At 69.2% G+C, this 26,004-nt stretch carries 25 protein-coding genes; 20 read left to right on the top strand and 5 right to left on the bottom strand.

Annotated features, from left to right (window positions below; all coding sequences use genetic code 11):
- Positions 1 to 2: 2 nt before the first annotated feature.
- The 4 genes from EJP67_RS10045 to EJP67_RS10030 are packed head-to-tail and all read right to left on the bottom strand — an operon-like array spanning position 3 to position 4,302.
- The gene (locus EJP67_RS10045; RefSeq protein WP_126021559.1) at positions 3 to 1,061 is read right to left on the bottom strand and encodes a malate/lactate/ureidoglycolate dehydrogenase; all 1,059 of its coding nucleotides are present in this window, start codon (positions 1,059 to 1,061) and stop codon (positions 3 to 5) included.
- 3 nt (positions 1,062 to 1,064) lie between these two features.
- Positions 1,065 to 1,997, bottom strand: coding sequence for an SMP-30/gluconolactonase/LRE family protein (locus EJP67_RS10040; RefSeq protein ID WP_126021558.1), 933 nt, complete (start codon positions 1,995 to 1,997; stop codon positions 1,065 to 1,067).
- Positions 1,998 to 2,029: 32 nt separating this feature from the next.
- Entirely contained in the window at positions 2,030 to 3,556 is a 1,527-nt protein-coding gene (locus EJP67_RS10035) for a UxaA family hydrolase (protein ID WP_126021557.1), read from the bottom strand.
- A gap of 29 nt (positions 3,557 to 3,585) precedes the next feature.
- Positions 3,586 to 4,302, bottom strand: a complete 717-nt coding sequence (locus EJP67_RS10030; RefSeq protein WP_126021556.1) for a FadR/GntR family transcriptional regulator — start codon at positions 4,300 to 4,302, stop codon at positions 3,586 to 3,588.
- A 150-nt stretch (positions 4,303 to 4,452) separates the two neighbouring features.
- Between EJP67_RS10030 and EJP67_RS10025 the strand changes: the two genes are divergently transcribed.
- The 16 genes from EJP67_RS10025 (at position 4,453) to EJP67_RS09950 (ending at position 21,022) form a co-directional block, all read left to right on the top strand.
- A complete protein-coding gene (locus tag EJP67_RS10025; protein WP_126021555.1) occupies positions 4,453 to 5,208 on the top strand; it encodes an SDR family NAD(P)-dependent oxidoreductase in 756 nt (251 codons plus the stop codon).
- Positions 5,209 to 5,233: 25 nt separating this feature from the next.
- Positions 5,234 to 6,082 (top strand): fumarylacetoacetate hydrolase family protein, encoded by an 849-nt coding sequence (locus EJP67_RS10020; RefSeq protein ID WP_126021554.1) that lies wholly within the window; start codon positions 5,234 to 5,236, stop codon positions 6,080 to 6,082.
- A gap of 109 nt (positions 6,083 to 6,191) precedes the next feature.
- Positions 6,192 to 6,971, top strand: coding sequence for a GntR family transcriptional regulator (locus EJP67_RS10015; RefSeq protein ID WP_126021553.1), 780 nt, complete (start codon positions 6,192 to 6,194; stop codon positions 6,969 to 6,971).
- Between the two features lie 20 nt (positions 6,972 to 6,991).
- Entirely contained in the window at positions 6,992 to 8,194 is a 1,203-nt protein-coding gene (locus EJP67_RS10010) for an ABC transporter substrate-binding protein (protein WP_126021552.1), read from the top strand.
- A gap of 127 nt (positions 8,195 to 8,321) precedes the next feature.
- Entirely contained in the window at positions 8,322 to 9,194 is an 873-nt protein-coding gene (locus EJP67_RS10005) for a branched-chain amino acid ABC transporter permease (protein WP_126021551.1), read from the top strand.
- On the top strand, positions 9,191 to 10,171 hold the full coding sequence (locus EJP67_RS10000) for a branched-chain amino acid ABC transporter permease (RefSeq protein WP_206169477.1): 981 nt from the start codon (positions 9,191 to 9,193) through the stop codon (positions 10,169 to 10,171). Before EJP67_RS10005 ends, EJP67_RS10000 begins: the two co-directional genes overlap by 4 nt.
- On the top strand, positions 10,164 to 10,925 hold the full coding sequence (locus tag EJP67_RS09995; RefSeq protein WP_126021550.1) for an ABC transporter ATP-binding protein: 762 nt from the start codon (positions 10,164 to 10,166) through the stop codon (positions 10,923 to 10,925). The genes EJP67_RS10000 and EJP67_RS09995 overlap by 8 nt, the downstream gene beginning before the upstream one ends.
- Positions 10,922 to 11,632 carry an ABC transporter ATP-binding protein gene (locus tag EJP67_RS09990; RefSeq protein ID WP_126021549.1) on the top strand — a complete coding sequence of 237 codons (711 nt, stop codon included), beginning with the start codon at positions 10,922 to 10,924 and terminating at the stop codon, positions 11,630 to 11,632. Before EJP67_RS09995 ends, EJP67_RS09990 begins: the two co-directional genes overlap by 4 nt.
- Positions 11,633 to 11,670: 38 nt before the next feature.
- Complete coding sequence (locus tag EJP67_RS09985; protein WP_126021714.1) at positions 11,671 to 12,546, top strand: tripartite tricarboxylate transporter substrate binding protein; 876 nt, start codon at positions 11,671 to 11,673, stop codon at positions 12,544 to 12,546.
- The gene (locus tag EJP67_RS09980; RefSeq protein WP_165909594.1) at positions 12,543 to 13,859 is read left to right on the top strand and encodes a 3-isopropylmalate dehydratase large subunit; all 1,317 of its coding nucleotides are present in this window, start codon (positions 12,543 to 12,545) and stop codon (positions 13,857 to 13,859) included. Before EJP67_RS09985 ends, EJP67_RS09980 begins: the two co-directional genes overlap by 4 nt.
- Positions 13,856 to 14,404 carry a LeuD/DmdB family oxidoreductase small subunit gene (locus EJP67_RS09975; RefSeq protein WP_126021548.1) on the top strand — a complete coding sequence of 183 codons (549 nt, stop codon included), beginning with the start codon at positions 13,856 to 13,858 and terminating at the stop codon, positions 14,402 to 14,404. The genes EJP67_RS09980 and EJP67_RS09975 overlap by 4 nt, the downstream gene beginning before the upstream one ends.
- Positions 14,397 to 16,094, top strand: coding sequence for a hydantoinase B/oxoprolinase family protein (locus EJP67_RS09970; protein WP_126021547.1), 1,698 nt, complete (start codon positions 14,397 to 14,399; stop codon positions 16,092 to 16,094). Before EJP67_RS09975 ends, EJP67_RS09970 begins: the two co-directional genes overlap by 8 nt.
- Positions 16,091 to 18,145, top strand: coding sequence for a hydantoinase/oxoprolinase family protein (locus tag EJP67_RS09965; protein WP_126021546.1), 2,055 nt, complete (start codon positions 16,091 to 16,093; stop codon positions 18,143 to 18,145). The genes EJP67_RS09970 and EJP67_RS09965 overlap by 4 nt, the downstream gene beginning before the upstream one ends.
- Positions 18,142 to 18,756 carry a cysteine hydrolase family protein gene (locus EJP67_RS09960; protein ID WP_126021545.1) on the top strand — a complete coding sequence of 205 codons (615 nt, stop codon included), beginning with the start codon at positions 18,142 to 18,144 and terminating at the stop codon, positions 18,754 to 18,756. Before EJP67_RS09965 ends, EJP67_RS09960 begins: the two co-directional genes overlap by 4 nt.
- The gene (locus EJP67_RS09955; protein ID WP_126021544.1) at positions 18,753 to 20,162 is read left to right on the top strand and encodes an FAD-dependent oxidoreductase; all 1,410 of its coding nucleotides are present in this window, start codon (positions 18,753 to 18,755) and stop codon (positions 20,160 to 20,162) included. Before EJP67_RS09960 ends, EJP67_RS09955 begins: the two co-directional genes overlap by 4 nt.
- Positions 20,159 to 21,022, top strand: a complete 864-nt coding sequence (locus EJP67_RS09950; RefSeq protein WP_126021543.1) for an isocitrate lyase/PEP mutase family protein — start codon at positions 20,159 to 20,161, stop codon at positions 21,020 to 21,022. The genes EJP67_RS09955 and EJP67_RS09950 overlap by 4 nt, the downstream gene beginning before the upstream one ends.
- A gap of 12 nt (positions 21,023 to 21,034) precedes the next feature.
- Here EJP67_RS09950 and EJP67_RS09945 read toward each other — a convergent pair whose 3' ends face one another.
- The gene (locus EJP67_RS09945; RefSeq protein ID WP_126021542.1) at positions 21,035 to 21,922 is read right to left on the bottom strand and encodes a LysR family transcriptional regulator; all 888 of its coding nucleotides are present in this window, start codon (positions 21,920 to 21,922) and stop codon (positions 21,035 to 21,037) included.
- A gap of 111 nt (positions 21,923 to 22,033) precedes the next feature.
- Here EJP67_RS09945 and EJP67_RS09940 point away from each other — a divergent pair, with 111 nt between their 5' ends.
- From EJP67_RS09940 to EJP67_RS09925, 4 genes are all read left to right on the top strand, one after another.
- The gene (locus EJP67_RS09940) at positions 22,034 to 22,792 is read left to right on the top strand and encodes an SDR family oxidoreductase (RefSeq protein WP_126021541.1); all 759 of its coding nucleotides are present in this window, start codon (positions 22,034 to 22,036) and stop codon (positions 22,790 to 22,792) included.
- A gap of 153 nt (positions 22,793 to 22,945) precedes the next feature.
- Positions 22,946 to 23,629, top strand: a complete 684-nt coding sequence (locus EJP67_RS09935) for a TetR/AcrR family transcriptional regulator (RefSeq protein WP_126021540.1) — start codon at positions 22,946 to 22,948, stop codon at positions 23,627 to 23,629.
- 69 nt (positions 23,630 to 23,698) lie between these two features.
- Complete coding sequence (locus EJP67_RS09930) at positions 23,699 to 25,495, top strand: acyl-CoA dehydrogenase C-terminal domain-containing protein (RefSeq protein ID WP_126021539.1); 1,797 nt, start codon at positions 23,699 to 23,701, stop codon at positions 25,493 to 25,495.
- 44 nt (positions 25,496 to 25,539) lie between these two features.
- Complete coding sequence (locus EJP67_RS09925) at positions 25,540 to 25,983, top strand: DUF2147 domain-containing protein (RefSeq protein ID WP_126021538.1); 444 nt, start codon at positions 25,540 to 25,542, stop codon at positions 25,981 to 25,983.
- The last annotated feature ends 21 nt before the right edge of the window (positions 25,984 to 26,004 follow it).

Raw genomic sequence — 26,004 nt, 5'->3', positions numbered from 1 at the left:
GGCTACGAGACCTGCACGCCCACCTTCGCACCCGCCGCGACGATCTCCCCCCAGGTCGCATCGTCCACCCAGATCCCGTCCTTGCGCCGCGCCACGCGCGCCTTGCGCTCCGGCTCGCCCGCAATCTGCACTTCTTCGAAGCCCTGCCCGGGCGGGCTCTGCCGCAGCCAGCCGACGAACTCGCGTGCTTCCTCGTCGAACGACTTCTGCGTGCCCAGCTTCGCCGGATCGATCAGCACCGTAAGCATGCCGTTGAGCACCGTGCGTGCCGTGTCCGCCTGCCGATGCCAGGTGCCGCCGCCGGTGAGCGCGCCGCCGAGCAGCTCGCAGGCCACGGCCATGCCGTAGCCCTTGTGCTCGCCGAAGGTCATGAGCGCGCCGAAGAGGCCGTTGCCCTGCGGCACCACCACCACGCCGGGGTCGTTGGTGGGCGCGCCTTTCTCGTCGATGAGGTAGCCGTCGGGCACGCGCTCGCCCTTGTTGTGCGCCACGCGCATCTTGCCCTGCGCCACGCGGCTGGTCGCGTAGTCGAGCACGAAGGGCTCGGCGCCCGAAAGAGGAATGCCGATGCAGCACGGGTTGGTGCCGAAGCGCCCGTCGCCGCCGCCCCAGGGCGCGACCACCGGGCGCGAGAGCACGTTGACGAAGTGCATCGACACCAGCCCCTGCGCCGTGGCCATCTCAGCGAAATGCCCGATGCGCCCCAGGTGGTGCGCATGCGCCAGCGTGAAGATGCAGCTGCCGTGCTGCTTCGCGCGCGCGATGCCCAGCTCCATCGCCTGCACGCCGACGATCTGGCCGTAGCCGTGCTGCCCGTCCAGGCCCATCAGCGTGCCAATGTCGAGGTTCACGCGCACCGCGGCGTTCGGCTTCAGGCCGCCCTCGGCCACTGCGTCGACATATCGAGGCAGCATGCCCACGCCATGCGAGTCGTGCCCGCTCAGGTTGGCCAGCACCAGGTTGGCCGCCACCTGCCGGGCCTCGGCGGGCGAGCTGCCCGCGGCTTCGAGGATGCGGGCGACGGTGGCCTGCAGGTGGTCGGCCTTGAGCGTATGGGACATGGATCAGGCTCCTTTCGCGTTCAGTGTGATGGCGTAGAGCGACGTGGTCGCGCAGATGAAGAGGCGGTTGCGCTTGGGGCCGCCGAAGCAGACGTTGGCCACGCGCTCGGGCAGCAGGATCTTGCCCAGCAGCGTGCCGTCGGGGTGGTAGGCGTGCACGCCGTCGAGCGCGCTGGTCCAGATGCGGCCTTCGGTGTCGAGCCGGAAGCCGTCGAAGAGGCCGCTGGTGCACTCGGCAAAGACCTCGCCGCCGCTCAAGGCGCGGCCATCGGCTCCGAGCTTGAATTTTCGGATGTGCCGGGGACCGTCCGCCGCATGGCTGGCTCCCGTGTCGGCGATGTACAGCAGCGATTCGTCCGGCGAGAACGCCAGCCCGTTGGGCTTCACGAAGTCGTCGGCCATGAGTTCCACTTCGCCGCTTTGTGGATCGATGCGGTAGACATGGCAGGCGCCGATCTCGCTTTCGGCCTTCAGGCCTTCGTAGTCGGAGAGGATGCCGTAGCTCGGGTCGGTGAACCACACGGCGCCGTCCGAGTGCACCACCACGTCGTTGGGCGAATTGAGCCGCTTGCCCTTCCAGTGCGAGGCCAGCACGGTGACTGTGCCGTCGTGCTCGGTGCGCGTCACGCGCCGCGTGAGGTGCTCGCAGCTCACCAGCCGGCCCTGGCGGTCGACCGTGTTGCCGTTGGTGTTGTCCGATGGCTCGCGAAAGGTGCCCACCGTGCCGTTGACCTCGTCGAAGCGCAGCATGCGGTTGTTCGGAATGTCCGACCACACCAGCGTGCGGTGCGCCGCAAACCACGCGGGGCCCTCGCACCAGCGCGCGCCGGTCCACAGGCGCTGCACGCGCTCGGGGCCGGGAATGCAGCCCTTGAAGCGCGGGTCGAGTTGCTCGAAGCCGGTGCCTTCGAGAAAGCCGAAGGGAAGAGTTGCCATGCCGTTCCTCGTCGTCGATGGGTTCGCTCGGTTCACATCACCGCGCCGACCTGCCACGGCACGAACTCGTTCTGGCCGTAGCCGTGCTGCTCGCTCTTCGAGTGCGCGCCCGATGCGGTTGCCAGCACCAGCTCGAAGATGCGCTGGCCCATCTCCTGGATCGACGCGGTGCCGTCGACGATCTCGCCGCAGTTGATGTCCATGTCTTCCTCCTGGCGCTGCCACAGCGCCGAGTTGGTCGCGAGCTTGAGCGAAGGCGAGGGCGCGCAGCCGTAGGCCGAGCCGCGCCCGGTGGTGAAGCAGATCAGGTTGGCGCCGCCGGCGACCTGGCCGGTGGCGCTCACCGGGTCGTAGCCCGGCGTGTCCATGTAGACGAAGCCGTGCGCGGTGACGGGCTCGGCGTATTCGTACACCGCCTCGAGGTTGCTGGTGCCGCCCTTGGCGACCGCGCCCAGCGACTTCTCGAGGATGGTGGTGAGCCCGCCGGCCTTGTTGCCCGGCGAGGGGTTGTTGTTCATCTCGCCTTCGTTGATGGCAGTGTAGTGCTCCCACCACTTGATGCGGTCCACCAGCTTCTGGCCGACTTCGCGCTTCACCGCACGGCGCGTGAGCAGGTGCTCGGCGCCATACACCTCGGGCGTTTCGCTGAGGATGGCGGTGCCGCCGTGCGCCACCAGCAGGTCGACCGCCGCGCCCAGCGCCGGGTTGGCGCTGATGCCCGAGTAGCCGTCGGAGCCGCCGCATTGCAGCCCGATCGTGATGTGCGCCGCGCTGCAGGGCTCGCGCTTCACCGCGTTGGCGCGCGGCAGCATTTCGTTGATGAGCGCCACGCCCTTCTCGACCGTCTTGCGCGTGCCGCCCGTGTCCTGGATGTTGAAGGTGCGGAAGTTCTCGCCCTCGGCCAGGTGGCCGGTCGCGAGCCAGGCGTTGATCTGGTTGGCCTCGCAGCCGAGGCCGACCACCAGCACGCCCGCGAAGTTGGGGTGCGTGGCATAGCCCGTGAGCGTGCGCTCCAGGATCTGCATGCCCATGCCCTGCGTGTCCATGCCGCAGCCGGTGCCGTGCGTGAGCGCGATCACGCCGTCCACGTTCGGAAAGGCCGCCAGCGCCTGCGGATTGGTCTTGCGAGAGAAGTGGTCGGCGATGGCGCGCGCGGCCGTGGCCGAGCAGTTCACGCTGGTCAGCACGCCGATGTAGTTGCGCGTGGCCACGCGGCCGTCGGCGCGCCTGATGCCCATGAAGGTGGCTTCGCGCTTTGCGGGGGCGGGCTTCACGTCGGCGCCGAAGGCGTAGTCGCGTTCGAAGTCGCCCTTGTCGGGGCCCATGTCGAGGTTCTGCGTGTGCACGTGCTCGCCGGCGGCGATGGGGCGGCTCGCGAAGCCGATGATCTGGTTGTAGCGGCGCACGGGCTCGCCCTGCGCGATGTCGCGCATCGCGATCTTGTGGCCCGGCGGGATCAGCCCGCGCACGGCCACGCCTTCGACGGCGGTGCCGCCGAGCAGTTGCGAGCGCGCGATGACGACGTCGTCGGCGGGATGGAGTCGGATGTAGGGAGTCATCGTGGTGTTCTTCCTCGGGTCCTCGGGGTTCAGGAAGCCTTGGTGCGGCGCCAGCTCGCGCTGAAGCGCTGGTGGAACTTGTCCATGTGTTCGTGCATGGCGCTTCGAGCGGCGGCCGGGTCGCGCGCGGCGATGGCCTCGAGGATCAGCTCGTGCTCGCCGATGGCGACCTGCCACGACTCCATGGTCTCGAAGTAATCGATCATCCGGGCGAAGATCGGCCCGTGCCGCGACTCCCAGAAGCCTTGTACCGTCTCGGTCAGCACCACGTTGTCGCAGGCGTTGACGATGGCCAGGTGGAAGGCGCGGTCGCCCTCGTGCGGCACTTCGTTGCGCGCGGCCAGCTCGCGCATCATCCGGATCGCGCGGCGCATGGCGTCCACGTCCTTGCGCTTGCCGTACTGGGCTGCGGTGGCGGCGGTCTCGCCCTCCACCATGCGGCGCGCGCGGATGATTTCGAGCGGTCCCCATTCGATGCCCGCAGCGCCATTGGGCGGCGCAGGCGTGCGGCTCGAGCGGTCGAGCACGTACACGCCCGAGCCGGTGCGCACCTCGACCCAGCCTTCCACCTCCAGCGCGATCAGCGCCTCGCGCACCGACGGCCGGCTCACGCCCAGCTGCCGGGCAAGGTCGCGCTCGGCGGGAATGCGCGCGCCCACCGCGAATTCGCCCTTGCCGATGAGCTCGCGCAACTGTTCGGCAATCTGGCGATAGAGGCGCTGGGGTTCGAGGGTCTGGAGCGGCACGGAGGAGGGCGGAAGGACGCGAAGGGGGAGGAAAAAAGCGGTTAAGGGTTGTCCTGAATTGGCCAAGTGGTCAGGCCAATTCAGAATACGCCAGATCGCCCGCACCATCATCGGGCCAAACCCGAGGACATGGCCGAGGAGACGACCCAATTGAACCAGCTCGACTTCAACGGCCGCCACGCGGTCGTCACCGGCGGCGCCACGGGCCTGGGCTTCGGCATCGCGCAGCGGCTGGTCGCCTCGGGCGGCAGCGTCACGTTGTGGGACCGCGATGAAGCCGCCGCCGCAAAGGCCGCCGAATCGCTCGGCGACAGGGCCTTCGCGCTGAAGGTCGACGTTTCGCAGCAGTCCTCGGTCGCCAGGGCGGTAGCCGACACGATGGCGCACGCGCCGCGCATCGACGCGCTGGTCAACAGCGCCGGCATCACCGGCCCCAACACCAAGCTGTGGGAGTACCCGGTGGACGACTGGCGCCAGGTGATGGAAGTCAACATCAACGGCGTGTTCCTGTGCTGCCGCGAGGTGGTGGCGCAGATGCGCAGGCAGGGCGACCAGGGCTATGGCCGCATCGTCAACATCGCCTCGGTGGCCGGCAAGGACGGCAACCCCAACGCCAGCGCCTACAGCGCGAGCAAGGCGGCCGTCATCGGCCTGACCAAGTCGCTCGGCAAGGAACTGGCCGACACCGGCATCCGCGTGAACTGCGTGACGCCCGCGGCGGTGAAGACGGCCATCTTCGACCAGATGACGCCGGAGCACATCGCCTTCATGCTCTCGAAGATTCCCATGGGCCGCTTCGGCACCGTGGAGGAGGTGGCCGCGATGGTCGGCTGGCTCTGCACGGAAGATTGCTCGTTCTCCACCGGCGCGGTCTTCGACCTCTCCGGTGGCCGCTCCACCTACTGATCAATCAATGCACTGAAAGGAAAGCATGAAACTCGTCCGCTACGGCAACCCCGGCAAGGAAAAGCCCGGCCTCATCGATGACAACGGCCAGCTGCGCGACCTCAGCGCCGTCGTCAAGGACATCGGCCCTGAGCAGCTCGGCGACGCCGCGCTCGCCAAGCTGCGCAAGCAGAAGGTCGACAAGCTGCCGCTGGTCAAGGGCAAGCCGCGCTTCGGCTGCCCGGTGGCGAACGTGGGCAAGTTCATCGCCATCGGCCTGAATTACGCGGACCACGCGGCCGAATCCGGCCTGCCGGTGCCCAAGGAGCCGGTGGTGTTCACCAAGGCCAACAGCTGCGTGCAGGGCCCGAACGACCCGGTGATGCTGCCCAAGGGCTCGGTCAAGACTGACTGGGAAGTCGAGCTCGGCGTGGTCATCGGCACCCGCGCGCGCTACGTTCCGCAGAAGAGCGCGCTCGACTACGTGGCCGGCTACTGCACCATCAACGACATCAGCGAGCGCGAATACCAGATCGAGCGCGGCGGTACCTGGGACAAGGGCAAGGGCTGCGACACCTTCGGCCCCATCGGCCCCTGGCTGGTGACGCGCGACGACGTGCCCAACCCGCAGAAGCTTTCGATGTGGCTCGACCTGAACGGCAAGCGCGTGCAGACCGGCAACACGAAGACCATGATCTTCACCGTGGCCAAGATCGTGAGCTACGTGAGCCAGTTCATGACGCTGATGCCGGGCGACATCATCACCACCGGCACGCCCCCCGGCGTGGGCATGGGCATGAAGCCGCCGCTCTTCCTGAAGAAGGGCGACGTGATGACGCTGGGCATCGAAGGCCTGGGCGACCAGCGCCAGGAAGTGATTCCCTTCAAGCTCTGAGCTCCTGCCGCCAGTTTCGATGAAGGCGCCTCCGGCGCCTTTTTTTGCGGCTTCAAATGTCCCATTGACAGAACATTGAAACTGCAAAACCATCAACGGCATGTCGCAGATGCCTTTGCCGAAATACCACCAGATCTATCTGGTGCTGCGTGAGCAACTGCACGAAGGCCGCTTTGCGGAGGGCCTTCCCGGCGAACTGGCGCTGATGGGGCAGTTCAACGTGGCGCGCGTCACCGTGCGCCGCGCACTCGAGCAGCTGGCCTCCGAAGGGCTCATCGAACGCAATCCCGGGCGCCGCACGCGCGCGGTGCCACCGGCCGGCGGTGAAGGCCCCGGCACCAGAAGCATGGAGCGCGCCAACCTGCGCGGCCTGCTCGAGAACCTCGTCACCATGGGCCTGCATACCTCGGTCAAGGTGATCGAGGTGGCCACCATCACGGCATCCACGCAGGTGGCCGAGGCGCTGCAGCTCCAGCTCGGCGATGCGGTGCAGAAGGCCGTGCGCGTGCGCTCCACCAGGGAAGGGCCGCTCTCGCACATCACGACCTACGTGCCCGACACCATCGCGCGCCGCTTCGGCCGCCGCGAGCTGTCGAAGAAGCCCATCCTGGTGCTGCTGGAGGAGTCGGGCGTGAAGGTGGGGCGCGCCCACCAGACCATCTCCGCCCGGCTGGCCGACAACGTGCTCGCGCAGCACCTCGACGTCTCCGTCGGCTCGGCCCTGCTCGCGGTGCGCCGCCTGATCTACGACGAGGACGAGCGGCCCGTGCAGTGGCTGCACGGCTTCTACCGCCCCGACCGCTACACCTACGAGATGCAGCTCTCCCGCGTGGGCAGCATCGACGCGAAGGTGTGGGTCAGCAAGGACGTGTCAGCCCAGTTCAACTGAAGAGAAAAGAGGAAAGCCCCATGCAGAACCGCCGCAGTTTCGTGTCCCGCTCGGCCGCGCTGGCCACCGCCGTCGCCTTCCCCTTCGTGGCCGGCGCGCAGCCCAAGACCGTCAAGGTGGGCGTGCTGCACCCGGTCACCGGGGCGCTTGCCTATTCGGGCCAGCAGTGCCGCCTGGGCGCGCTCATGGCCATCGAGGACATCAACGCCGCGGGCGGCATCAGGTCGCTCGGCGGCGCGAAGCTCGAGGCCCTGCTGGGCGATGCGCAGTCGCAGCCGCAGGCCGGCGCCGCCGAGGTCGAGAAGATGAACGAGGCCGGCGTGTCGGCCATCGTGGGCGCCTTCGCTTCCGCCATCTGCCTGGCCACCACGCAGGCCGCGGCCAAGTACAACCTGCCGCACGTGGTCGACGTGGGCGTGGCCGACCAGATCGTCGAGCGCGGCCTGAAGAACACCTTCCGCTTCGGGCCCGGCTACAAGAAGTCGACCGAGGTGGCCATGGCCAACCTGCTGGTGCTCAACAAGGCCGCGGGCAGCCCTGCCAAGACCGTGATGATCATTCACGAGGAGTCGCTGTTCGGCGCGGGCACCGCGCAGCTGCTCTCGCGCGAGCTGCCGGGCTACGGCTTCGAGGTGAAGGAGGTGGTGAAGCACGCCAACCCCACCCGCGACTTCAACAACATCGTGCTGCGCATGAAGTCGGTCAACCCCGACATCGTGATTCCCGCCAACTACTACAACGAGTACGCGCTGCTGGTGCGCACCATGCAGCAGCAGAAGGTGGTGCCCAAGGCGATCTTCTCGGTGCTGGGCGGCGCTGCGTCGAGCTACAAGTTCGTGAAGGAATTTCCGGACGCCGCCAACGGCATCATCGACTGCAACCACTGGTTCAACCCGAAGGACAGGCGTTCGCAGGAGCTGCGCAAGCGCGTGGAGGCCAAGGGCCAGTTCTTCAGCTACGAGGTGTTCATGACCTACACCGCGATGTGGCTGCTGGCCGATGCCATCGAGCGCGCGAAGTCCGCCGAGCGCGCGGCCATCATCGACGCGCTGGAGAAGAGCACCTTCTCCAACCACATCATGCCGTACGGCCCCACGCGGTTCGTCAACGGCCAGAACGAAGGCGCGCAGCCGCTCATGACGCAGGTGGTGAAGAACGACATCAAGGTCATCATCCCGCGCGACTACCGCGAGGTCGACCCGGTCTTCCCGCTGAAGGCCTGAAGCCGGGCCGAGACGAGGCACCACCCATGAAGCGCTTCGACGGATTCCGGGCATGCACGGAGTCCGGTGGAGCGGCACGCCCACGCAAGACGCGCAGCCAGGAAAGCGACCAAGCCGCCGACAGCCAATGCCAGACATCAACATCCTCTTCCCGTCGGTCCTGAACGGACTCACGACCGGCGCCGTGTACGCGCTGATCGCGGTGGGGCTCACGCTGATCTACGGCGTGCTGCACATCATCAACTTCGCCCACGGCGCGAGCCTGATGCTGGCGCTCTACGCGGTGTACTTCCTGAAGGAGCGCTGGGGCATCGATCCCTACCTGGCGCTGCCCATCGCCGTTGCTGGCATGTTCGCGCTCGGCTATGCGCTGCAGCGCGTGGTCATCAACCGTGCGGGCCATGGCAAGGACGAGAACATCCTGCTGGCCACGCTCGGCATCGCCATCGTCATGGAGAACCTGGCGCTGCTGTTCTTCAAGTCGGACACGCGCAGCATCGACACCGCCTATTCGCTGAGCACCGTGGCCATCGGCCCCGCGATGATCGCCGTGCCCAAGCTAGTCGCCTTCGCCGGTGCTCTGGCGGTGTCGGGCATCCTGTTCTGGATCATGGGCCGCACCGACCTCGGCCGCGCCATCCGCGCGGTGGCCAAGGAGAAGGAGGGCGCCAAGCTCATGGGCATCGACGTCGACCACGTCTACGCGATGAGCTTCGGCATCGGCCTCGCATGCCTCGGGGCCGCGGCCTGTTTCCTGCTGCCAGCCTATTACGTCAACCCGCAGGTGGGCGGCGGCTTCGTGCTCGTGGCCTTCACCATCGTGGTGCTGGGCGGCATGGGCAGCTTCGTGGGGGCGCTCGTCGGGGGCTTCCTGATCGGCGTGGTCGAGTCGCTCGGCGGGCTGTACCTGGGCGAGTCGCTCGGGCAGATCGGGATCTTCGCGATCTTCATCGGCGTCGTGCTGTTCCGCCCGCAGGGCATGTTCGGAGCGAAGGCATGAACGCCGGCATGAAGCAACTTGCGGGCATTGCCCTCTTCGCGGTCGTCATCGGCTGCGTGCCTCTCGTCACCCAGTCGGGCGTGATGCTCAACTTCGTGATGATGGCGCTGTACGCCACGCTCATCGCGCAGGCCTGGAACATTCTCGGCGGCTTCGGCGGGCAGTTCTCGTTCGGGCATGCGCTGTTCTTCGGTACGGGCGCGTACATCCAGGCCATCGCGCAGCTGCAGGGCGGCATCAACGCGTGGGTCGCGCTGCCGCTGGCCATCGCGGGCAGCGCGCTGGTGGGCCTTTTCGTCGGCGCGCTGACCTTCCGCTACGGCCTGAAGGGCTCGTACTTCGCGCTCGTCACGCTGGCCTTCGCGGAGGTGTTCCGCATCCTCGCGACCTCGGTCTCGTTCACCGGCGGCGGCGTGGGCCTCATGGTGCCGCTGCGCGAATCGGTGGCGAACATGCAGTTCGCCTCGCGCGCGGGCTACCTGTGGGTGGTGCTGGCGATGGTGGTCATCGCGCTGCTGGTGACATGGTGGCTGCGCAACGGCCGCTTCGGCGCCTACCTGCAGGCTGTGCGCGACAACGAGGACGCCGCGCGCGCCGTGGGCGTGAACCCGTTCCGCGTCAAGCTCGCGGCCATCGGGCTGTCGGCGGCCTTCATGGGTGCGGCCGGTGCCTTCTACGTGCAGGTGTTCCAGTACATCGACGCGGGCATCGCCTACGGCCCCGTCACCTCGGTGGAGGCGCTGGTCGCCGCCATCGTGGGCGGCATGGGCACGCTGTGGGGGCCGGTGCTGGGCGCGGCGGTGCTGCACCTGCTGTCGGACTTCACGCGCAACCTGTTCGGCGAGCTGCCGGGCATCAACATGGTCATCTACGGCGCGGTGCTGGTGCTCATCGTGATCTTCCTGCCGCGCGGCGTGGCGGGCCTGGGGCTGTCGGTGCGACAGCTGTGGAAGGCGAAGGGAGGCCGCGATGACTGAACCCCTGTTGCAGCTCGACGGCATCTCGCGCTCCTTCGGCGGCCTGAAGGCCGTGCAGGGCGTGAGCCTGTCGGTGAAGGAGGGCAGCCTCACCGCGCTGATCGGCCCCAACGGCGCGGGCAAGACGACGCTGTTCGCGCTGATGTCGGGCTTCCTACGCCCTGATGCCGGCACCGTGCGCTTTGCCGGGCAGGACATCACCGGCCGCGAGCCGCACCGCAACGCCGTGCTCGGCATGACGCGCACCTTCCAGATCGTGAAGCCCTTCGCCGCGCAGACCGTGCGCGAGAACATCGCCGTGGGCGCGCACCTGCACGTGCGCAGCCGCGCCCAGGCGCTGGCCAGCGCCGAGGCGGTGGCGCTGCGCGTGGGCCTGGCGCCGCAGCTCGACAAGCCGGCCTCCGACCTCACCGTGGCCGGCCGCAAGCGGCTCGAACTCGCCCGCGCGCTCGCCACGCGGCCCCGGCTGCTGCTGCTCGACGAAGTGCTCGCAGGCCTCAACCCTCAGGAGATCGCCGACATGCTGCCGGTGGTGCGCGGCATCGCCGACAGCGGCGTGACCGTGCTGATGATCGAACACGTCATGCAGGCCGTGATGAACCTGGCCGAACACGTATGGGTGCTGGCGCAGGGCCGGCTGATCGCCGAAGGCAACCCGGCGCAGGTGACCTCCGACGAGCGCGTCGTCGAGGCTTACCTGGGCCACGGCACGGCGGCGCGCCTGCGCAAGGCCGCCGCGGGAGCGGGCGCATGAACCCCTTGCTCGAAATCCGCGGATTGCGCGGCGGCTACGGCCGCGTGGAAGTGCTGCGCGGCGTCGACCTGCAGGTCGATGCCGGCGAGATGGTCGCGCTGCTCGGCAGCAACGGCGCGGGCAAGTCGACGCTCAACAAGATGGTGTGCGGCCTCGTACCCACCTGGGCCGGCAGCGTGCGCTTCGACGGGCGGGACCTCACCGGGGCCCACTACCGCGAGGTGGTGAAGGCCGGCCTCATCCAGGTGCCCGAGGGCCGCAAGGTGTTCCCCAACCTCAGCGTGCTCGAGAACCTCGAACTCGGCTCCTTCACCCGCGCCCGCGAGCGGCGCGCGGCCAACCTCGAGAAGATGTTCCACATCTTCCCGCGCCTGCGCGAGCGCATGACGCAGCACGCCGGCACCATGAGCGGCGGCGAGCAGCAGATGCTGGCCATCGCGCGCGGGCTCATGGCCGAGCCGGTGCTGCTGATCCTCGACGAGCCTTCGCTCGGCCTTTCTCCGCTGCTGGTGGAGGAGATGTTCACGCTGATCCGCGAGCTGCGCGACGGCGGCCTCGCAGTGCTGCTGGTCGAGCAGAACGTGGGCCAGTCGCTGGAGATCGCAGACCGCGCCTACGTGCTGGAGAACGGCAGCGTGCGCTTCTCGGGCAAGCCCGACGAGCTGCTGCAAAGCGACGAACTGCGGCGCGCCTACCTGGGCCTGTGAAGCGCCGAAGAACAACGAGACAACAAGGAAACTCCATGATCCATCGCCGCGACATCCTCATCGCACCCGCCGCGCTGGCCTTCGCCGCCGCTGCCCGGGCGCAGCTCGGCAATGCGCCGGTGCGCATCCTCGTCGGCGCGCCGGCGGGCGGCTCGACCGATACGCTGGCCCGCTCGATCGCCGTCAGCATGGGCCCCGCGCTGGGCCGCACCGTGATCGTCGAGAACAAGCCCGGCGCCGGCGGCAACATCGCCGCCGACGCCGTCGCCAAGGCCGCGCCCGATGGCAACACGCTGCTGATGAGCTTCACCAGCCATGCCATCAACGCCACGCTGTACCCGTCGCTGCCCTTCGATCCGGTGAAGGACTTCACCGCGCTCGCCAAGGCCAGGCCGGGCCAGCTCAATTTCGCGATCGGCGCGGTGGGCTCGTCGCTGCACATGGCGGGCGAGGCCTTCAAGATGCAGTCGGGCGTGGACATCGTGAACATCCCGTACAAGGGAACCGCGCCCGCGGTGCAGGACCTGCTGGCCGGCCAGGTGCAGTTGATGTTCGCGGCTGTGGGCAACATCAAGGCGCACATCCAGGCCGGCAAGCTCAGGGCGCTGGGCGTCACCACGGCCAAACGCCTGCCCGCGTTCCCCGACGTGCCTGCCATCGCCGAGGCCCTGCCGGGCTACGAATCGAGCGCATGGTTCGGTCTCTTCGGCCCTGCGCGCCTGCCGGCGGACGTGTCGCGCAAGCTCAGCGATGCGGCTCGCCATGCGCTGCAGCAGCCCGACATGCTCAAGCGCCTGGACACCGAGGGCGCCATACCGGTCGGCAACTCGCCCGAGCAGTTCACGGCCTTCGTGCAGAGCGAGATCCCGCGCTGGGCCAAGGTGGTGAAGTTCTCCGGAGCCAAGCCCGAATGAGCACGCCCGCAGCAACCCGCGCACAGGTGGCCGCAACCCGGGCCGGGCAAGCCCGGCCGCAGACGCTCGCGCAGAAGCTCATCGCGCGCGCCAGCGGCCGCGAGCACGTGGCGGTGGGCGAGATCGTGACCTGCGGCGTCGACCTGGCCATGTTCCACGACTCCTCGGGTCCGCGCCGGCTCAAGCCCATGCTCGAGGAACTGGGCGCGCAGATCTGGGACCCATCGCGCATCGTGCTGGTGATGGACCACTACGTGCCCGAGCGCGACGACGACTCGCGCCGCATCGTGCGCATCGCACGCGAATGGGCGCGCGACCAGGCGCTGCCGCACGTGTACGACAGCCAGGGCATCTGCCATGTGGTGGTGCCGCAGCACGGGCACATCCGCCCCGGCATGCTGTGCGTGGGGGGCGACTCGCACTCGCCCACGGGCGGTGCCTTCGGCGCCTACATGTTCGGCGTGGGCAGCACCGAGATGCTGGGCGTGGTGGTCACCGGCGAGATCTGGCTGCGTGTGCCCGAGACCCTCCAGATGTGGTGGGACGGCGCGCTGCCCGCAGGCGTCACCGCCAAGGACATGATGCTGCACATGATCGGCCGCTTCGGCATGAACGGCGGGCGCTACCAGGCGGTGGAGTTCGCCGGGCCCGCGGTGGCTGCGCTGTCGATGCAGGAGCGCATGACGCTGTCGAACATGAGCGCGGAGCTCGGCGCGCAGGCCGGCCTGATCGCGCCGGACGACACCACCGCCGCCTTCCTCGCCGAGGCCGGCGCGCCGCCGGCCGACACGTCGGCGTGGTTCACCGACGACGGCGCCGAGCTCACGCGCTACCGCTTCGACGCGGCCGCGCTCGAGCCGCACGTGGCCGCGCCGCACAGCCCCGCCAACTCGCGCGGGGTGAGCCACTACGCCGGCACGCCGGTCGACGTGGCCTACATCGGCGCATGCACCGGCGCCAAGCTCGACGACCTGCGGGCGGCGGCGCAGGTGCTGCGCGGGCACAAGGTGGCGGCAGGCATCCGGCTGATCGTCGCGCCCGCGAGCATCCAGGACCAGGAGCGCGCGCGCGCCGAGGGCGTGCTGCAGGCGCTGACGGAGGCGGGTGCTGAGCTCTTCCCGACCGCGTGCGGAGCCTGCTCGGGCTACGGCGACCCGATGGGCGACGACATCACCGTCATCTCGACCACGGCGCGCAACTTCAAGGGCCGCATGGGCTCGCCCAGCGCGCAGGTGTACCTGGGCTCGCCCTACACCGTGGCGGCAGCTGCGCTGCGCGGCCGCGTGACCGATCCGCGCGAGGTGCTGGCATGAGCGCCCCAAACACCACGCACACCACGGACGCCACGCACGCCACCCACCGCGTCTGGCGGCTCGGTGCCGACATCGACACTGACCTGCTCGCGCCGGGCCACGCCATGAAGCACGGCATCGACATCATCGCCAGGCACTGCCTCGAGGCCGTGCGCCCCGATTTCGCCGCCGGCGTGCAGCGCGGCGACGTGATCGTGGCCGGCCCCAACTTCGGCATCGGCTCCTCGCGGGAGCAGGCCGCCGCGGTGCTCGTCCACCTGGGCGTGAGGGCGGTGATCGCGCCGTCGTACAGCGGCCTGTACTTCCGCAACGCCTTCAACGTGGGCCTGCTGCTGCTGACCTGCGCGCAGGCCGAGACCCTGGCCGAGGGTGACCGTATAGCGCTCGACGCCACGCTGCCCGGAGTCATCGGACCGGACGGCAGGCCGCTGGCCTGCGAACCGGTGCCCGGGTTCCTCATGGACATGGTCCGCGCCGGCGGACTGCTGAACCAGCTGCGCCAGCGTACTGGCCGCCCCGCCTCGAAGAAAGCCATCGATGCCTGAGACTTCCTCCACCACAACCATCGACCCCGTCACGCTCGCCGTGCTGCGCGGCCGCCTCGAGCAGGTGGCCGACGAGATGGACGCCACGCTCTACCGCAGCGCGTTCAATCCCATCATTGCCGAGGCGCACGACGCCTGCCACGGCCTGTACGACGCCGCCACCGGCGACACGCTGGTGCAGGGCAAGTCGGGCCTGCCGGTCTTCGTGGGCGCCATGGCCTTTGCCGTGCGCGCCACGGTCAAGGCGGCCGAGCCGCGCGGCGGCATGAGGGACGGCGACATCTGGATCAGCAACGACGCCTACGACGGCGGCACGCACGCCAACGACTTCAAGCTGGTGAAGCCCTTCTTCCGCAACGGCAAGCTGTACTGCCACATGGCCTCCGCCGCGCACTGGCACGACGTGGGCGGCGCGGTGCCGGGCAACTACAACCCCGCGGCCACCGAGTGCTGGCAGGAGGCGGTGCAGATCCCGCCGGTGCGCATCGTGCGCAACGGCGTGCTCGACGGCGACGTGCTGGCCATCCTGCAGGCCAACACGCGCCTGCCCGACAGCCTGTGGGGCGACCTGAACGGCCAGCTCGCGGCGCTGGAGCTGGGCGCGAAGCGCCTGGACGGCCTGCTCGACGAGTACGGCGACGAGCTGGTGCTCCATGCGCTGGGCGAGCTGCGCGGCCGCGCGCTGCGCCTGATGCGCTCGCACATCGCCTCGCTGCCCGACGGCCGCTACAGCGTCGAGGACGTGCTGGACAACGACGGCATCGTCAACGAGCCGCTGACCATCGCGCTCGACATGACGGTGGCCGGCGACCGGCTCACGCTGGACTTCTCCCGCACCTCGGCGCAATGCGCGGGCCCGGTGAACATCTCGCGCGCCACCGCGGTGGCCGCCTGCTACGTGGCGCTGAAGCACCTGTTCCCCGACGTGCCGGCCAATGCCGGCGTGCTCGACGCGGTGGACTTCGTCATTCCCGCGCGGCTGGTGATCAGCGCCGAGCGCCCGCGCCCGGTGGGTGGCTACACCGAGACCATCCTGCGCATGATCGACGTGATCTTCAGCGCCGCCGCGCAGGCCGACCCCGCGCGCGCCGTGGCCCAGGCCTACGGCACCATCAACGCGCTGTCGATCGCCGGCCACCGCAGCGACAAGGGCCGCGAAGGCCAGCGCTGGGTGATGTTCAGCTTCTTCGGCGGCGGGCACGGCGGCCACTCCGACGGCGACGGCCTCGCGCACGGCAACGCGCCCATCTCGACCGCGACGATCCCGCCGCTGGAGATCCTCGAGGCCGCGTACCCGGTGCGCTTCACCGAATGGTCGCTTCGCCCCGACTCCGGCGGCGACGGCCGGCATCGCGGCGGACTGGGAGCCGTGTACGAGATCGAGCTGCTCGAGAAGGACGCCGAGGTGTTCGTCTTCGGCGAGCGCGGCACCTCGCCGCCCAAGGGCATCGCGGGCGGAGGGGCGGGCGCGCTCAACGTGTTCCGCTACGAGAACGCCGGCCAATGGCACACGCCCCCCATGGTGTCGAAGATGCGCGGCATCGCGCTGGCGCGCGGCGAGCGCGTGCGCCTCGAAACCCCCGGCGGCGGCGGCTGGGGCCCCGCGGCCGAGCGGACCCCTGCGCAGCGCGAGGCCGACGCGGCCATGGGCTATGTGAGCAGCGACAAGACGAAGAAAGTATCCGAATGACCTCTCCTGGCAATTCCCTCGTCGTCGGCGTCGACGTCGGCGGCACCTTCACCGATCTCTTCGTGCTGGACGAAGCCAACGGCAGCGCGCGCATCGTCAAGGTGCCTTCCACGCGCGGCGAGGAGGCGCGCGGCTTCATGAATGGTGTCGCGCGCGTGGCGGACTCGGCCGGCGCCATCGCCACCATCGTGCACGGCACCACGGTGGGCACCAATGCGCTGCTCGAACGCAAGGTGGCGCGCACCGGCATCATCACCACGCGGGGCTTCCGCGACGTGCTCGAGATGCGCCGCCGCGACCGGCCCCGGACCTGGGGCCTGCGCGGAAGCTTCCTGCCGGTCGTGCCGCGCGACCTGCGCCGCGAGGTGGACGAGCGCGTGCTGGCCGACGGCACGCTGCACACGGCGGTCGACCTGGAGCAGGTGCGCGCCGAGGCGCGCGCGCTGCTGGACGCCGGCTGCGAGGCCGTGTGCGTGTTCTTCATCAACACCTACGCCAACCCCGAGAACGAACGGCTCGCCGTTGCGGCCGTGCGCGAGCTGTGGCCCAACCCGCACGTCACCTCGGCCAGCGAGGTGCTGCCCGAGATCCGCGAGTTCGAGCGCTGCTCCACCGCCACGCTCAATGCCGCGCTGCAGCCGGTGGTGGGCAGCTACCTCGGCCGGCTCGAAGGCGATTTGCGCGCCCAGGGCTTCGGCGGCGAACTGCTCGTGGTGCAGAGCAACGGCGGCGTGATGTCGCGCCAGACCGCGAGCGACCTGCCGGTGCGCACCGCGCTGTCGGGGCCGGCGGCCGGCGTCATCGCCTGCGCGGCCATCGCGCGCGCGGCGGGTTTCCCGAACGCGATCACCGGGGATATGGGGGGCACTTCCTTCGACGTCTCTCTGGTGGCCAACGGCGAGGCCGCGCTGGCCGCGCAGACCGCCATCGAGTTCGGCATGGTGATCCGCTCGCCGATGATCCAGATCGAGACCATAGGCGCTGGCGGCGGCTCCATCGCGTCGGTGGACGCGAGCGGCATGCTGCAGGTCGGTCCCGAGTCGGCGGGCAGCGTGCCGGGGCCCGCCTGCTACGGGCGCGGCAACACGCGGCCCACGGTGACCGATGCGAACGTGCTGCTCGGGCGCATCGCGGCGGACCGTCCGCTGGGCGGCGGCCTGCTGGCGGCGCTGGACGCGCAGAAGTCGCACCAGGCCATCGAGGAACACGTCGCGCGTCCGCTGGGGCTCGACGTGCATGCGGCCGCCGAAGCCATCCTCACCGTGGCCAATGCGCGCATGGCCGGCGCGATCCGCCTGGTGTCGATCGAGCGCGGGCACGATCCGCGCCGCTTCGCGTACATGCCCTTCGGCGGCGGCGGCGCGCTGCACGTGTGCGCGATGATGCGCGAGGTGGGCGTGGCCACCGGCATCGTGCCGCGCTACCCCGGCGTGACTTCGGCGCTGGGCTGCGTGATCGCGGACATGCGCCACGACGCGGTGCAGACCATCAACAAGGCGCTGGCCGATCTGGACGTGGCCGACCTTCGCCAGCGCATCGACGAGCTGGCCGCCAGCTGCCAGCAGCGGCTCGATTCGTCGGGCGTGCGCTTCGACGAGGTGCGCGAGGTGGTTGCGCTCGACATGCTCTACGCCGGCCAGACGCACACGCTGCCGGTTGTGCTGCCCGATGCGGGGCAGGCACCGCTCACGGCGGAGTCGATCCGTTCGGCTTTCGAGGCCGCCTACACCGCAGCCTTCGGCCGCGTGCTCGACGGCATCGCGATCCGCGTGATGAACCTGCGCTATGCGCGCATCGGCGTGCGCCCCAAGTTCGACCTGAAGGTGCTGGCGCCCGAAGGCGAGGGCAGCACCGCGCCGCTGGGCACGCAGCGCGTGTTCCACCAGGGGCAGTGGCACGACGCGCTGCGCTACGCGCGGCTCGAACTGCCGGTGGCCGCACGCATCGACGGGCCGGCCATCCTCGAGCAGGCCGACACCACCGTGTGGCTGGAGCCCGGCTTCCATGCCGAGGTCGACGCATACGGCAACCTGCTGGTGAGGCCGTCATGAGCGCCGGTGCGAAGATCCAACCGTCGAAGACGGCGCTGGTCGTCGTCGACCTGCAGAACGACTTTCTCCATCCGAATGGCGCCTACGCGCGTGGCGGCGACGCCAACCCGCCCGCGCTGCTGCTGCCGGAACGCGTGGCCGTCGTCGCGCGCGCGCTGAAGGCGGGCGGCGGACTGGTCGTGGCGAGCCAGTTCACGCTGTGGCCCGACGCGAAGGGCGAGCCGATGATCTTGCCGCACCTGAAGGCGCTGCGTCCGTACCTTGCCAAGGGCGACTTCGCGCCCGGCAGTTGGGGCCAGGCCAACGTCGATGCACTGGCGGGCCTTGTCGACGTCACCGTGAGCAAGGTGGCGTACTCGGCCTTCTTCAACACCCAGCTCGACTGGGTGCTGCGCCGCGCGGGCATCGACACCGTGGCCGTGTGCGGCATCGTCACCAACGGCGGCGTGGCCAGCACGGTGCGCGATGCGCACATGCGCGACTACCGCACCCTGGTGCTCGGCGACGGCTGCGCGGCCTTCGGCGAGGAGCGCCACAGCACCTCGCTGGCCGACATGCGCAACGTGGCCGAAGTGACGGACTGCGCGGCTTTCATCGCGTCGCTGGCATGAACGAGCCTCAAAGAACTGTCCGGCGTGCCGCGAAGGTGGAAGCCGAGGTGCACGTGCCGGTGGCCATCGTCGGCGGCGGAGCCTGCGGGCTCACTGCGGCGCTGATGCTGGCCGACACCGGTGTCAACTGCGTGGTGCTGGAGCGCGATGCGCTGCCGAACGGATCGACCGCGCTCTCGTCGGGCTTCATTCCCGCACCTGGCACGCGCACGCAGCGCGAGCACGGAGTGGCCGGCGACAGCGCCGGGCGCTTCGCGGCCGACATCCAGGCCAAGGCGCACGGCCGCGCTGCGCCTGCGCTGGTCGAGGCGTATGCCGGCGCCATCGGCCCCGCGCTCGATGCGCTTCAGGCGCGCCACGGCCTCGAGTGGATGCTGCTCGACGGCTTTCTCTATCCCGGGCACAGCGTGCACCGCATGCATTCGCTGCCGCAGAAGACCGGCGCCGCGCTCATGGCGGCGCTGCTGGCGGCAGTGGAGGCGGCGGGCATCCCCGTGCTGACGCAGGCCGTGGTCGACACGCTGGTGCTCGACGATCAAGACCGCGTGATCGGCATCGACTACCTGCGCCCCGACGGCCGGCGCGAGACGCTGGGCTGCGACGCGCTGCTGCTGGCATGCAACGGCTTCGGCGGCAACCCGAAGATGGTTCGCACGCTGCTGCCCGAGATGGGCGAGGCCGCCTTCGGCGGGCACGTGGGCAACGACGGCAGCGCGATCCTCTGGGGAACCGCGCTGGGCGCACGGCTGCGCGACCTGGGCGGCTACCAGGGCCACGGCTCGTGGGTCACGCCGCAGGGTGCGCTGATGTCCTGGGCCGTGATGATGGAAGGCGGCGTGCAGCTCAACTGCGAAGGCCGCCGCTTCCACGACGAGACCCAGGGCTACTCCGAGGCCGCGGTGCACGTGCTTGCGCAGCCGGGCGGCATTGCCTGGAACGTGTTCGACACGCCGTTGCTCGCCCTGGCGCGCGGCTTCCCCGATTTCTGCGAGGCCGAGGCGGCCGGCGCGCTGCGCCGCTGCGACTCGGTGGCCGCGCTGGCCGAATGCATCGGCTGCGAGGCCCCTGTGCTGCAGGCCACGCTCGACGCGATGCGCGACGGCGCCGCGCCCGATGGCCGCGTGTTCGCGCGCGGGCTCGAAGCGCCGTACTTCGCCGTCAAGGTGACCGGCGCACTCTTCCATACCCAGGGCGGCCTCGACACCGCCCCCGACATGCGCGTGCTGCGCCAGGACGGCACGCCGCTGCCCAACCTGCTGGCCGCAGGTGGTGCGGCCGGCGGCGTGTCGGGGGACGCGGTGTGGGGCTATCTCTCCGGCAACGGCCTGCTGAGCGCCGTCGCCGGCGGCTACATCGCGGCGCGTACCGCCGCCGCACTCGTTGGACACAAGGAGGCGTCCGCATGACGACCCATGACTTCAAGACCCGGCTCGCGCGCAACGACATCGTGCTGGCGCCCGGCGTGTACGACGCGCTGAGCGCGCTGGTGGCCGAGCAGGCCGGCTTCGAGGCGCTCTACCTGTCGGGCGCCTCCATCGCCTACACCCGGCTGGGCCGCTCCGACATCGGCCTGACCACCTTCACCGAAGTGGCCGACACGCTGGCACGCATCACCGAGCGGGTGGACCTGCCGGTGATCGTCGATGCGGACACCGGCTTCGGCAACGCGCTGAACACGCAGCGCACCGTGCGCGGCTTCGAGCGCGCAGGCGCGGCGATGGTGCAGATCGAGGACCAGACTTTTCCCAAGCGCTGCGGGCACCTCGACGGCAAGGCCGTGGTGCCCGAGCGCGAGATGGTCGGCAAGCTCAAGGCAGCGCTGGACGCGCGCGCTTCCAGCGACACCCTGATCCTCGCGCGCACCGACGCGGTGGCGGTCGAAGGCCTGGAGGCCGCGCTCGACCGCGCCGAGGCGTACCTCGAATGCGGCGTGGACGCCCTGTTCATCGAGGCGCTGCGCTCACCCGAGCAGATGGACGCCGCCTGCAGCCGCTTCGCGCATCGCGTGCCGCTCTTGGCCAACATGGTCGAAGGCGGCAAGACGCCCATCCAGGACGCCGATGCGCTGCAGCGCCACGGCTTTCGCATCGCCATCTTCCCCGGCGGCACGGCGCGCGCGGTGGTGCACACGCTGCAGGGCTACTACGCGAGCCTGCACCGGCACCGCACCACGCAGCCATGGCGGGCGCAGATGCTGGACTTCGATGCGCTCAACGAAGTGATCGGCACGCCCGAGCTGATGCGCGAAGGCCGCAAGTACGAGTAGCCGGTAGCCGCCTCAGCGCAGCACGCGGATCAGCTCGTCGTACACCAGCCGCACGCGCGCCGGAACCGGTGCGCGCTGCGAGCGGTAGACATGGATCGGCCAGGGCTCCGGCGCCTCGGCCTCCAGCACCTCCACGAGCTCGCCCGACTGCAGCAGGGGCTCGGCCAGCGGGGCCACGAGCTGGCCGAAGCCCAGGCCCGCGCGCACTGCCGCGCATTCGGCATCGACGTCGTCGGTGAGGAAGGCGGGCGCGGCGATCGGTACCTGCCGCCCCTTGCTGAAGAACCACGACCATGGGCGGCCCGAGCTGCGGTCCATCAGCGCAGTGAGCGGAAAGTCGGGCAGCGCATCGAGGCTCTCCGGAATGCCGGTGCGCTCGATCAGCGCGGGCGTCGCCACCACGTAGAGGCGCATCCTGCCGACCGTGCGGGCGACGAAGCGCGCATCTCGGATGGGGCCAGCGCGCACGCCGATGTCGATCTGCTCGTCGACCACGTCGGCATGGCTTTCCGACAGCCGCAGGTCGAGCACCAGGCCGGGGTGCCCGGCCAGCATGGGCGCCAGCGCCTGCGGGATCAGCCGGCGGCCGAACACGTTGGGTGCGGTCACGCGCACCGTGCCCGCATGCTGCGACAGCGCGCGCCGGTCGGTGCGGTGGAACAGCGCGTCGACGCCGCCCACCGCCGCACGCGCGCGCTGCGCGAGCTGCCGCCCGAAATCGGTGAGCTGCACGCCGCGCGTGCTGCGGTGGAAGAGCGGCTCGCCCAGTTCTTCCTCGAGCTCGCGCACCGCGCGCGTCACCACCTGCGGCGACACCGAAAGTCGCACGGCCGCCTCGCGGAAATTGGAGGCATCGGCGGCGGTGAAGAAGACGCGCAGCGCTTCGAGGCGGTTGGACATGGAGTGTTCCTCAGTTGGGAATTCTGAAGTCGCCAGAGTTTCATTTACTGGAACGCATGGATTTTCCACACTGCATGCACTTCTTCAACACACCGCGAAAGGAATCTCTCCATGACATCCGTTCAAGACAACATCAAGGGCAAGGTCGCCATCGTCACCGGCGCGAGCAGCGGGCTGGGCGAATCGACCGCGCGCCACCTGGCGGCGCGCGGCGCGAAGGTGGTGCTGGCGGCGCGCCGTACCGAGCGGCTCGACAAGCTCGTCGCCGAGATCCGCGAAGCCGGCGGCGAAGCCATCGCCGTGGCCACCGACGTGGCGAAGCGCGCCGACCTCGAGAAGCTCGCCCAGGCCACCGTCGAGGCCTTCGGCCGCATCGACGTGCTGGTCAACAACGCAGGCGTGATGCCGCTGTCGCCCATCCACAAGCTGAAGGTCGACGAATGGGACCGCACCATCGACGTCAACATCAAGGGCGTGCTCTACGGCATCGCCGCGGTGCTGCCGCGCATGCAGGCGCAGGGCAGCGGGCACATCGTCAACGTGGCGTCCATCGCGGGGCTGAAGGTGTTCACGCCGATCGGCACCGTCTACAGCGCGACCAAGTACGCGGTGCGCGCCATCTCCGAGGGCCTGCGCGTGGAGGTGGGCAACAGCGGCGTGCGCGTGACCATCGTCTCGCCTGGCGCGGTGGAGTCGGAGCTCAAGCATGGCAGCACCGACGCCGAGAGCGCCGCCGGCGTGAAGGCCTTCTACGAGGCCAACCAGATCCCGGCCGATTCGGTGGCGCGCGCCGTGGTCTACGCGGTGGAGCAGCCGGCCGACGTGGACATCAACGAGGTCGTGCTGCGACCCGTGTCGCAGGAGTTTTGAGCCGGCCTGAAAGCATGAGAGAGATGCGGGACGGACCCGATGGCGGTCCGATCCGCCTCGATTAACCTTCAACAACTGAAGGTCAATTCGCGGCCTCGGGTGGAAAGGCCTGCAAAATAGAACGACCGTTCGTTTTTGCATGGAAATTCCACGATGACCGCAACAGCCGTTCCCGCCAAGCCCGCGCGCGCCGCCCAGAAAGGGCAGCAGACCAAGGCCGTCATCGTCGATGCGGCGCTGGCGCTGGCCGCGCAGATCGGCCTCGAAGGGCTGTCGATCGGCGCCGTGGCCGAAATCACCAAGATGAGCAAGTCGGGCGTCTTCGCCCACTTCGGCTCGCGCGAGGAGCTCCAGATCTCGGTGGTGCGCGAATACCACGCGCGCTTCGAGCAGGAAGTGTTCTTCCCCGCACTGAAGGCGCCGCGCGGCCTGCCGCGCCTGCGCGCCATGTTCGCCAACTGGATGAAGCGCACCTCGACCGAGATCGACTCGGGCTGCATCTACATCAGCGGCGCCTCCGAATTCGACGACCGCCCGGGCCCGGTGCGCGATGCGCTGGTCGAGTCGGTCAGCATCTGGCAGGCGGCCGTGCTGCGCGCCATCGTCCAGTCGCAGAGCGAAGGCCACCTGCGCGCCGACGCCGACGAACGCCAGCTGGCGTTCGAGATCCACGGCCTGATCCTCGCGCTGCACTACGAGGCCCGCTTCCTGCAGGTGCCCGGCTCCATCGGCCGCGCCAACGTCGGCTTCGACAACATCCTCGCGCGCGCCGCCACGCCCGATGCGCCCAAGCCCGAAGCGGCCGCCGCATCGCGCCGCCTCAAGACCGTGCGCTGACCCGCGCGCGCGGCCCGTTCCGTTTTCCCTTTTCTTTTTTCTATCTAGCTTCGACCAGGAGAGTTCCGGATGCCTACCTACAACCCCCCCGTACGCGACATGCAGTTCGTGCTGCACGAAGTGCTCAACGTCGCCGAGGAGCTCAAGGCGCTTCCGGCCCATGCCGAGACCGACGCCGACACCATCAACGCGGTGATCGAGGAAGCCGGCAAGTTCGCCGCCGAAGTGACCTTCCCGCTCAACATCAGCGGCGACGAGGAAGGCTGCACGCTCGACAAGACCACGCATGAAGTGAAGACCCCCAAGGGCTTCAAGGACGCCTACGCCAAGTACGTCGAAGGCGGCTGGCCCGCCCTGTCGTGCGACCCGGCCTTCGGCGGCCAGGGCCTGCCCTTCGTGGTGAACCAGTGCCTGTTCGAGATGCTCAACAGCGCCAACCAGGCCTGGACCATGTACCCCGGCCTCTCGCACGGCGCCTACGAGGCGCTCGCCGCCCACGGCACCGACGAGCAGAAGAAGACCTACCTGCCCAAGCTCACCAGCGGCGAATGGACCGGCACCATGTGCCTGACCGAGCCGCACTGCGGCACCGACCTGGGCCTGCTGCGCACCAAGGCCGAGCCGCAGCCCGACGGCACCTACCGCATCACCGGCAACAAGATCTTCATCTCGGCCGGCGAGCACGACATGACCAGCAACATCATCCACCTGGTGCTGGCCCGTCTTCCCGACGCGCCCAAGGGCAGCAAGGGCATCAGCCTGTTCGTGGTGCCGAAGTTCAAGGTCAAGGCCGACGGCTCGCTGGGCGAGCGCAACCCGATCTTCTGCGCTGGCCTGGAGCACAAGATGGGCATCCACGGCAACGCCACCGCGCAGATCGTGATCGAAGGCGCCACCGGCACCATGGTTGGCGAGCCCAACAAGGGCCTGGCCGCGATGTTCGTGATGATGAACGCCGCCCGCCTGGGCGTGGGCAACCAGTCGCTGGGCCTGACGGAAGTGGCCTACCAGAACGCGCTGGCCTACGCCAAGGACCGCATCCAGATGCGTTCGCTCTCGGGCGTGAAGGCCAAGGACAAGGAAGCCGACCCCATCATCGTGCACCCCGACGTGCGCAAGATGCTGCTCACGGCCAAGGCCTATGCCGAAGGCGGCCGCGCGCTGCAGATCTTCTGCACGCTGCTGCTCGACAAGGAACACAACCACCCCGACGAGAAGGTGCGCAAGGACTCCGGCGAGCTGGTCGCGCTGCTGACCCCCATCGTCAAGGCCTTCATCACCGACAACGGCCACATCTCCACCAACGCCTGCATGCAGGTGTTCGGCGGCCATGGCTTCATCAAGGAATGGGGCATGGAGCAGTTCGTGCGCGACAACCGCATCAACATGATCTATGAAGGCACCAACACCATCCAGTCGCTGGACCTGCTGGGCCGCAAGGTGCTGGGCAACAACGGCGCGTCGCTCAAGAAGTTCGGCAAGCTCGTCGCGAAGCTGGTGGAGGAAGAAGGCGTGAACGAGAAGATGGCCGAGTTCATCAACCCCATCGCCGGCCTGGGCGACCAGCTCACCAAGTTCACGACCGAGATCGGCTTCAAGGGTTTCCAGAACCCCGACGAAGTGGGCGCCGCCGCCGTCGACTACCTGCGCGTGGCCGGCCACTTCGTGTTCGGCTACCTGTTCGCCCGCATGGCGCAGGTCGCGCTGCGCGAGATCGCCGCCGGCAACACCGACCCCTTCTACGTCGGCAAGCTGCAGACCGCGCGCTTCTACTTCGCCAAGCTGTTCCCCGAGACCGCGACGCTGATGCGCACCGCGCGCGCCGGCAGCAAGGTGCTGATGGACACCGAGGCTGCACTGGCCTGAAGCCGAGAGTCCTTCCTCAACCGACACCCAACCTGGAGCCGCTCATGAAAGCAACGCTTGCAGCCGTCCTGTTCACCGTCACCGCCGCCTCCGCCATGGCGCAAGGCGCGGGCGTCACGCCGGTGGGCCTGTGGCGCAACGTCGATGACAAGACCGGCGAGGTCAAGGCCGAGATTCGCATCGCAGAAGCCAACGGTGCCCTGCTCGGGCGCATCGAGAAGTCGCTGAAGAAGGACACCAAGCCCGACGCGGTCTGCGAGGAATGCAGCGACGACCGCAAGGGCAAGCCCATCGCGGGCCTGGAGATCATCCGCGGCGGCAAGAAGGCCGAGGGCAAGGACGTCTGGGAAGGCGGAAAGATCCTCGACCCCGAGAACGGCAAGGAATACCGCGCGAGCTTCACGCCCGTCGATGGCGGCAAGAAGCTCGAAGTGCGCGGCTACCTTGGCCCGTTCTGGCGCACCCAAACCTGGAACCGCGTGCAGTAAGCGGCGCACGGTTTCCCACAA

The organism is Variovorax guangxiensis (genome assembly GCF_003952165.1).
GTDB classification, from domain to species: Bacteria; Pseudomonadota; Gammaproteobacteria; order Burkholderiales; family Burkholderiaceae_C; genus Variovorax; species Variovorax guangxiensis.
This window is presented reverse-complemented; position numbering and strand designations above follow the sequence as displayed.

Coding starts and splice junctions, on each gene's coding strand:
- EJP67_RS10045 (WP_126021559.1), bottom strand. CDS start 1,061: ATGTCCCATACGCTCAAGGCCGACCACCTGCAGGCCACCGTCGCCCGC.
- EJP67_RS10040 (WP_126021558.1), bottom strand. CDS start 1,997: ATGGCAACTCTTCCCTTCGGCTTTCTCGAAGGCACCGGCTTCGAGCAA.
- EJP67_RS10035 (WP_126021557.1), bottom strand. CDS start 3,556: ATGACTCCCTACATCCGACTCCATCCCGCCGACGACGTCGTCATCGCG.
- EJP67_RS10020 (WP_126021554.1), top strand. CDS start 5,234: ATGAAACTCGTCCGCTACGGCAACCCCGGCAAGGAAAAGCCCGGCCTC.
- EJP67_RS10015 (WP_126021553.1), top strand. CDS start 6,192: ATGCCTTTGCCGAAATACCACCAGATCTATCTGGTGCTGCGTGAGCAA.
- EJP67_RS10010 (WP_126021552.1), top strand. CDS start 6,992: ATGCAGAACCGCCGCAGTTTCGTGTCCCGCTCGGCCGCGCTGGCCACC.
- EJP67_RS10005 (WP_126021551.1), top strand. CDS start 8,322: ATGCCAGACATCAACATCCTCTTCCCGTCGGTCCTGAACGGACTCACG.
- EJP67_RS10000 (WP_206169477.1), top strand. CDS start 9,191: ATGAACGCCGGCATGAAGCAACTTGCGGGCATTGCCCTCTTCGCGGTC.
- EJP67_RS09995 (WP_126021550.1), top strand. CDS start 10,164: ATGACTGAACCCCTGTTGCAGCTCGACGGCATCTCGCGCTCCTTCGGC.
- EJP67_RS09990 (WP_126021549.1), top strand. CDS start 10,922: ATGAACCCCTTGCTCGAAATCCGCGGATTGCGCGGCGGCTACGGCCGC.
- EJP67_RS09980 (WP_165909594.1), top strand. CDS start 12,543: ATGAGCACGCCCGCAGCAACCCGCGCACAGGTGGCCGCAACCCGGGCC.
- EJP67_RS09975 (WP_126021548.1), top strand. CDS start 13,856: ATGAGCGCCCCAAACACCACGCACACCACGGACGCCACGCACGCCACC.
- EJP67_RS09970 (WP_126021547.1), top strand. CDS start 14,397: ATGCCTGAGACTTCCTCCACCACAACCATCGACCCCGTCACGCTCGCC.
- EJP67_RS09965 (WP_126021546.1), top strand. CDS start 16,091: ATGACCTCTCCTGGCAATTCCCTCGTCGTCGGCGTCGACGTCGGCGGC.
- EJP67_RS09960 (WP_126021545.1), top strand. CDS start 18,142: ATGAGCGCCGGTGCGAAGATCCAACCGTCGAAGACGGCGCTGGTCGTC.
- EJP67_RS09955 (WP_126021544.1), top strand. CDS start 18,753: ATGAACGAGCCTCAAAGAACTGTCCGGCGTGCCGCGAAGGTGGAAGCC.
- EJP67_RS09950 (WP_126021543.1), top strand. CDS start 20,159: ATGACGACCCATGACTTCAAGACCCGGCTCGCGCGCAACGACATCGTG.
- EJP67_RS09945 (WP_126021542.1), bottom strand. CDS start 21,922: ATGTCCAACCGCCTCGAAGCGCTGCGCGTCTTCTTCACCGCCGCCGAT.
- EJP67_RS09940 (WP_126021541.1), top strand. CDS start 22,034: ATGACATCCGTTCAAGACAACATCAAGGGCAAGGTCGCCATCGTCACC.
- EJP67_RS09935 (WP_126021540.1), top strand. CDS start 22,946: ATGACCGCAACAGCCGTTCCCGCCAAGCCCGCGCGCGCCGCCCAGAAA.
- EJP67_RS09930 (WP_126021539.1), top strand. CDS start 23,699: ATGCCTACCTACAACCCCCCCGTACGCGACATGCAGTTCGTGCTGCAC.
- EJP67_RS09925 (WP_126021538.1), top strand. CDS start 25,540: ATGAAAGCAACGCTTGCAGCCGTCCTGTTCACCGTCACCGCCGCCTCC.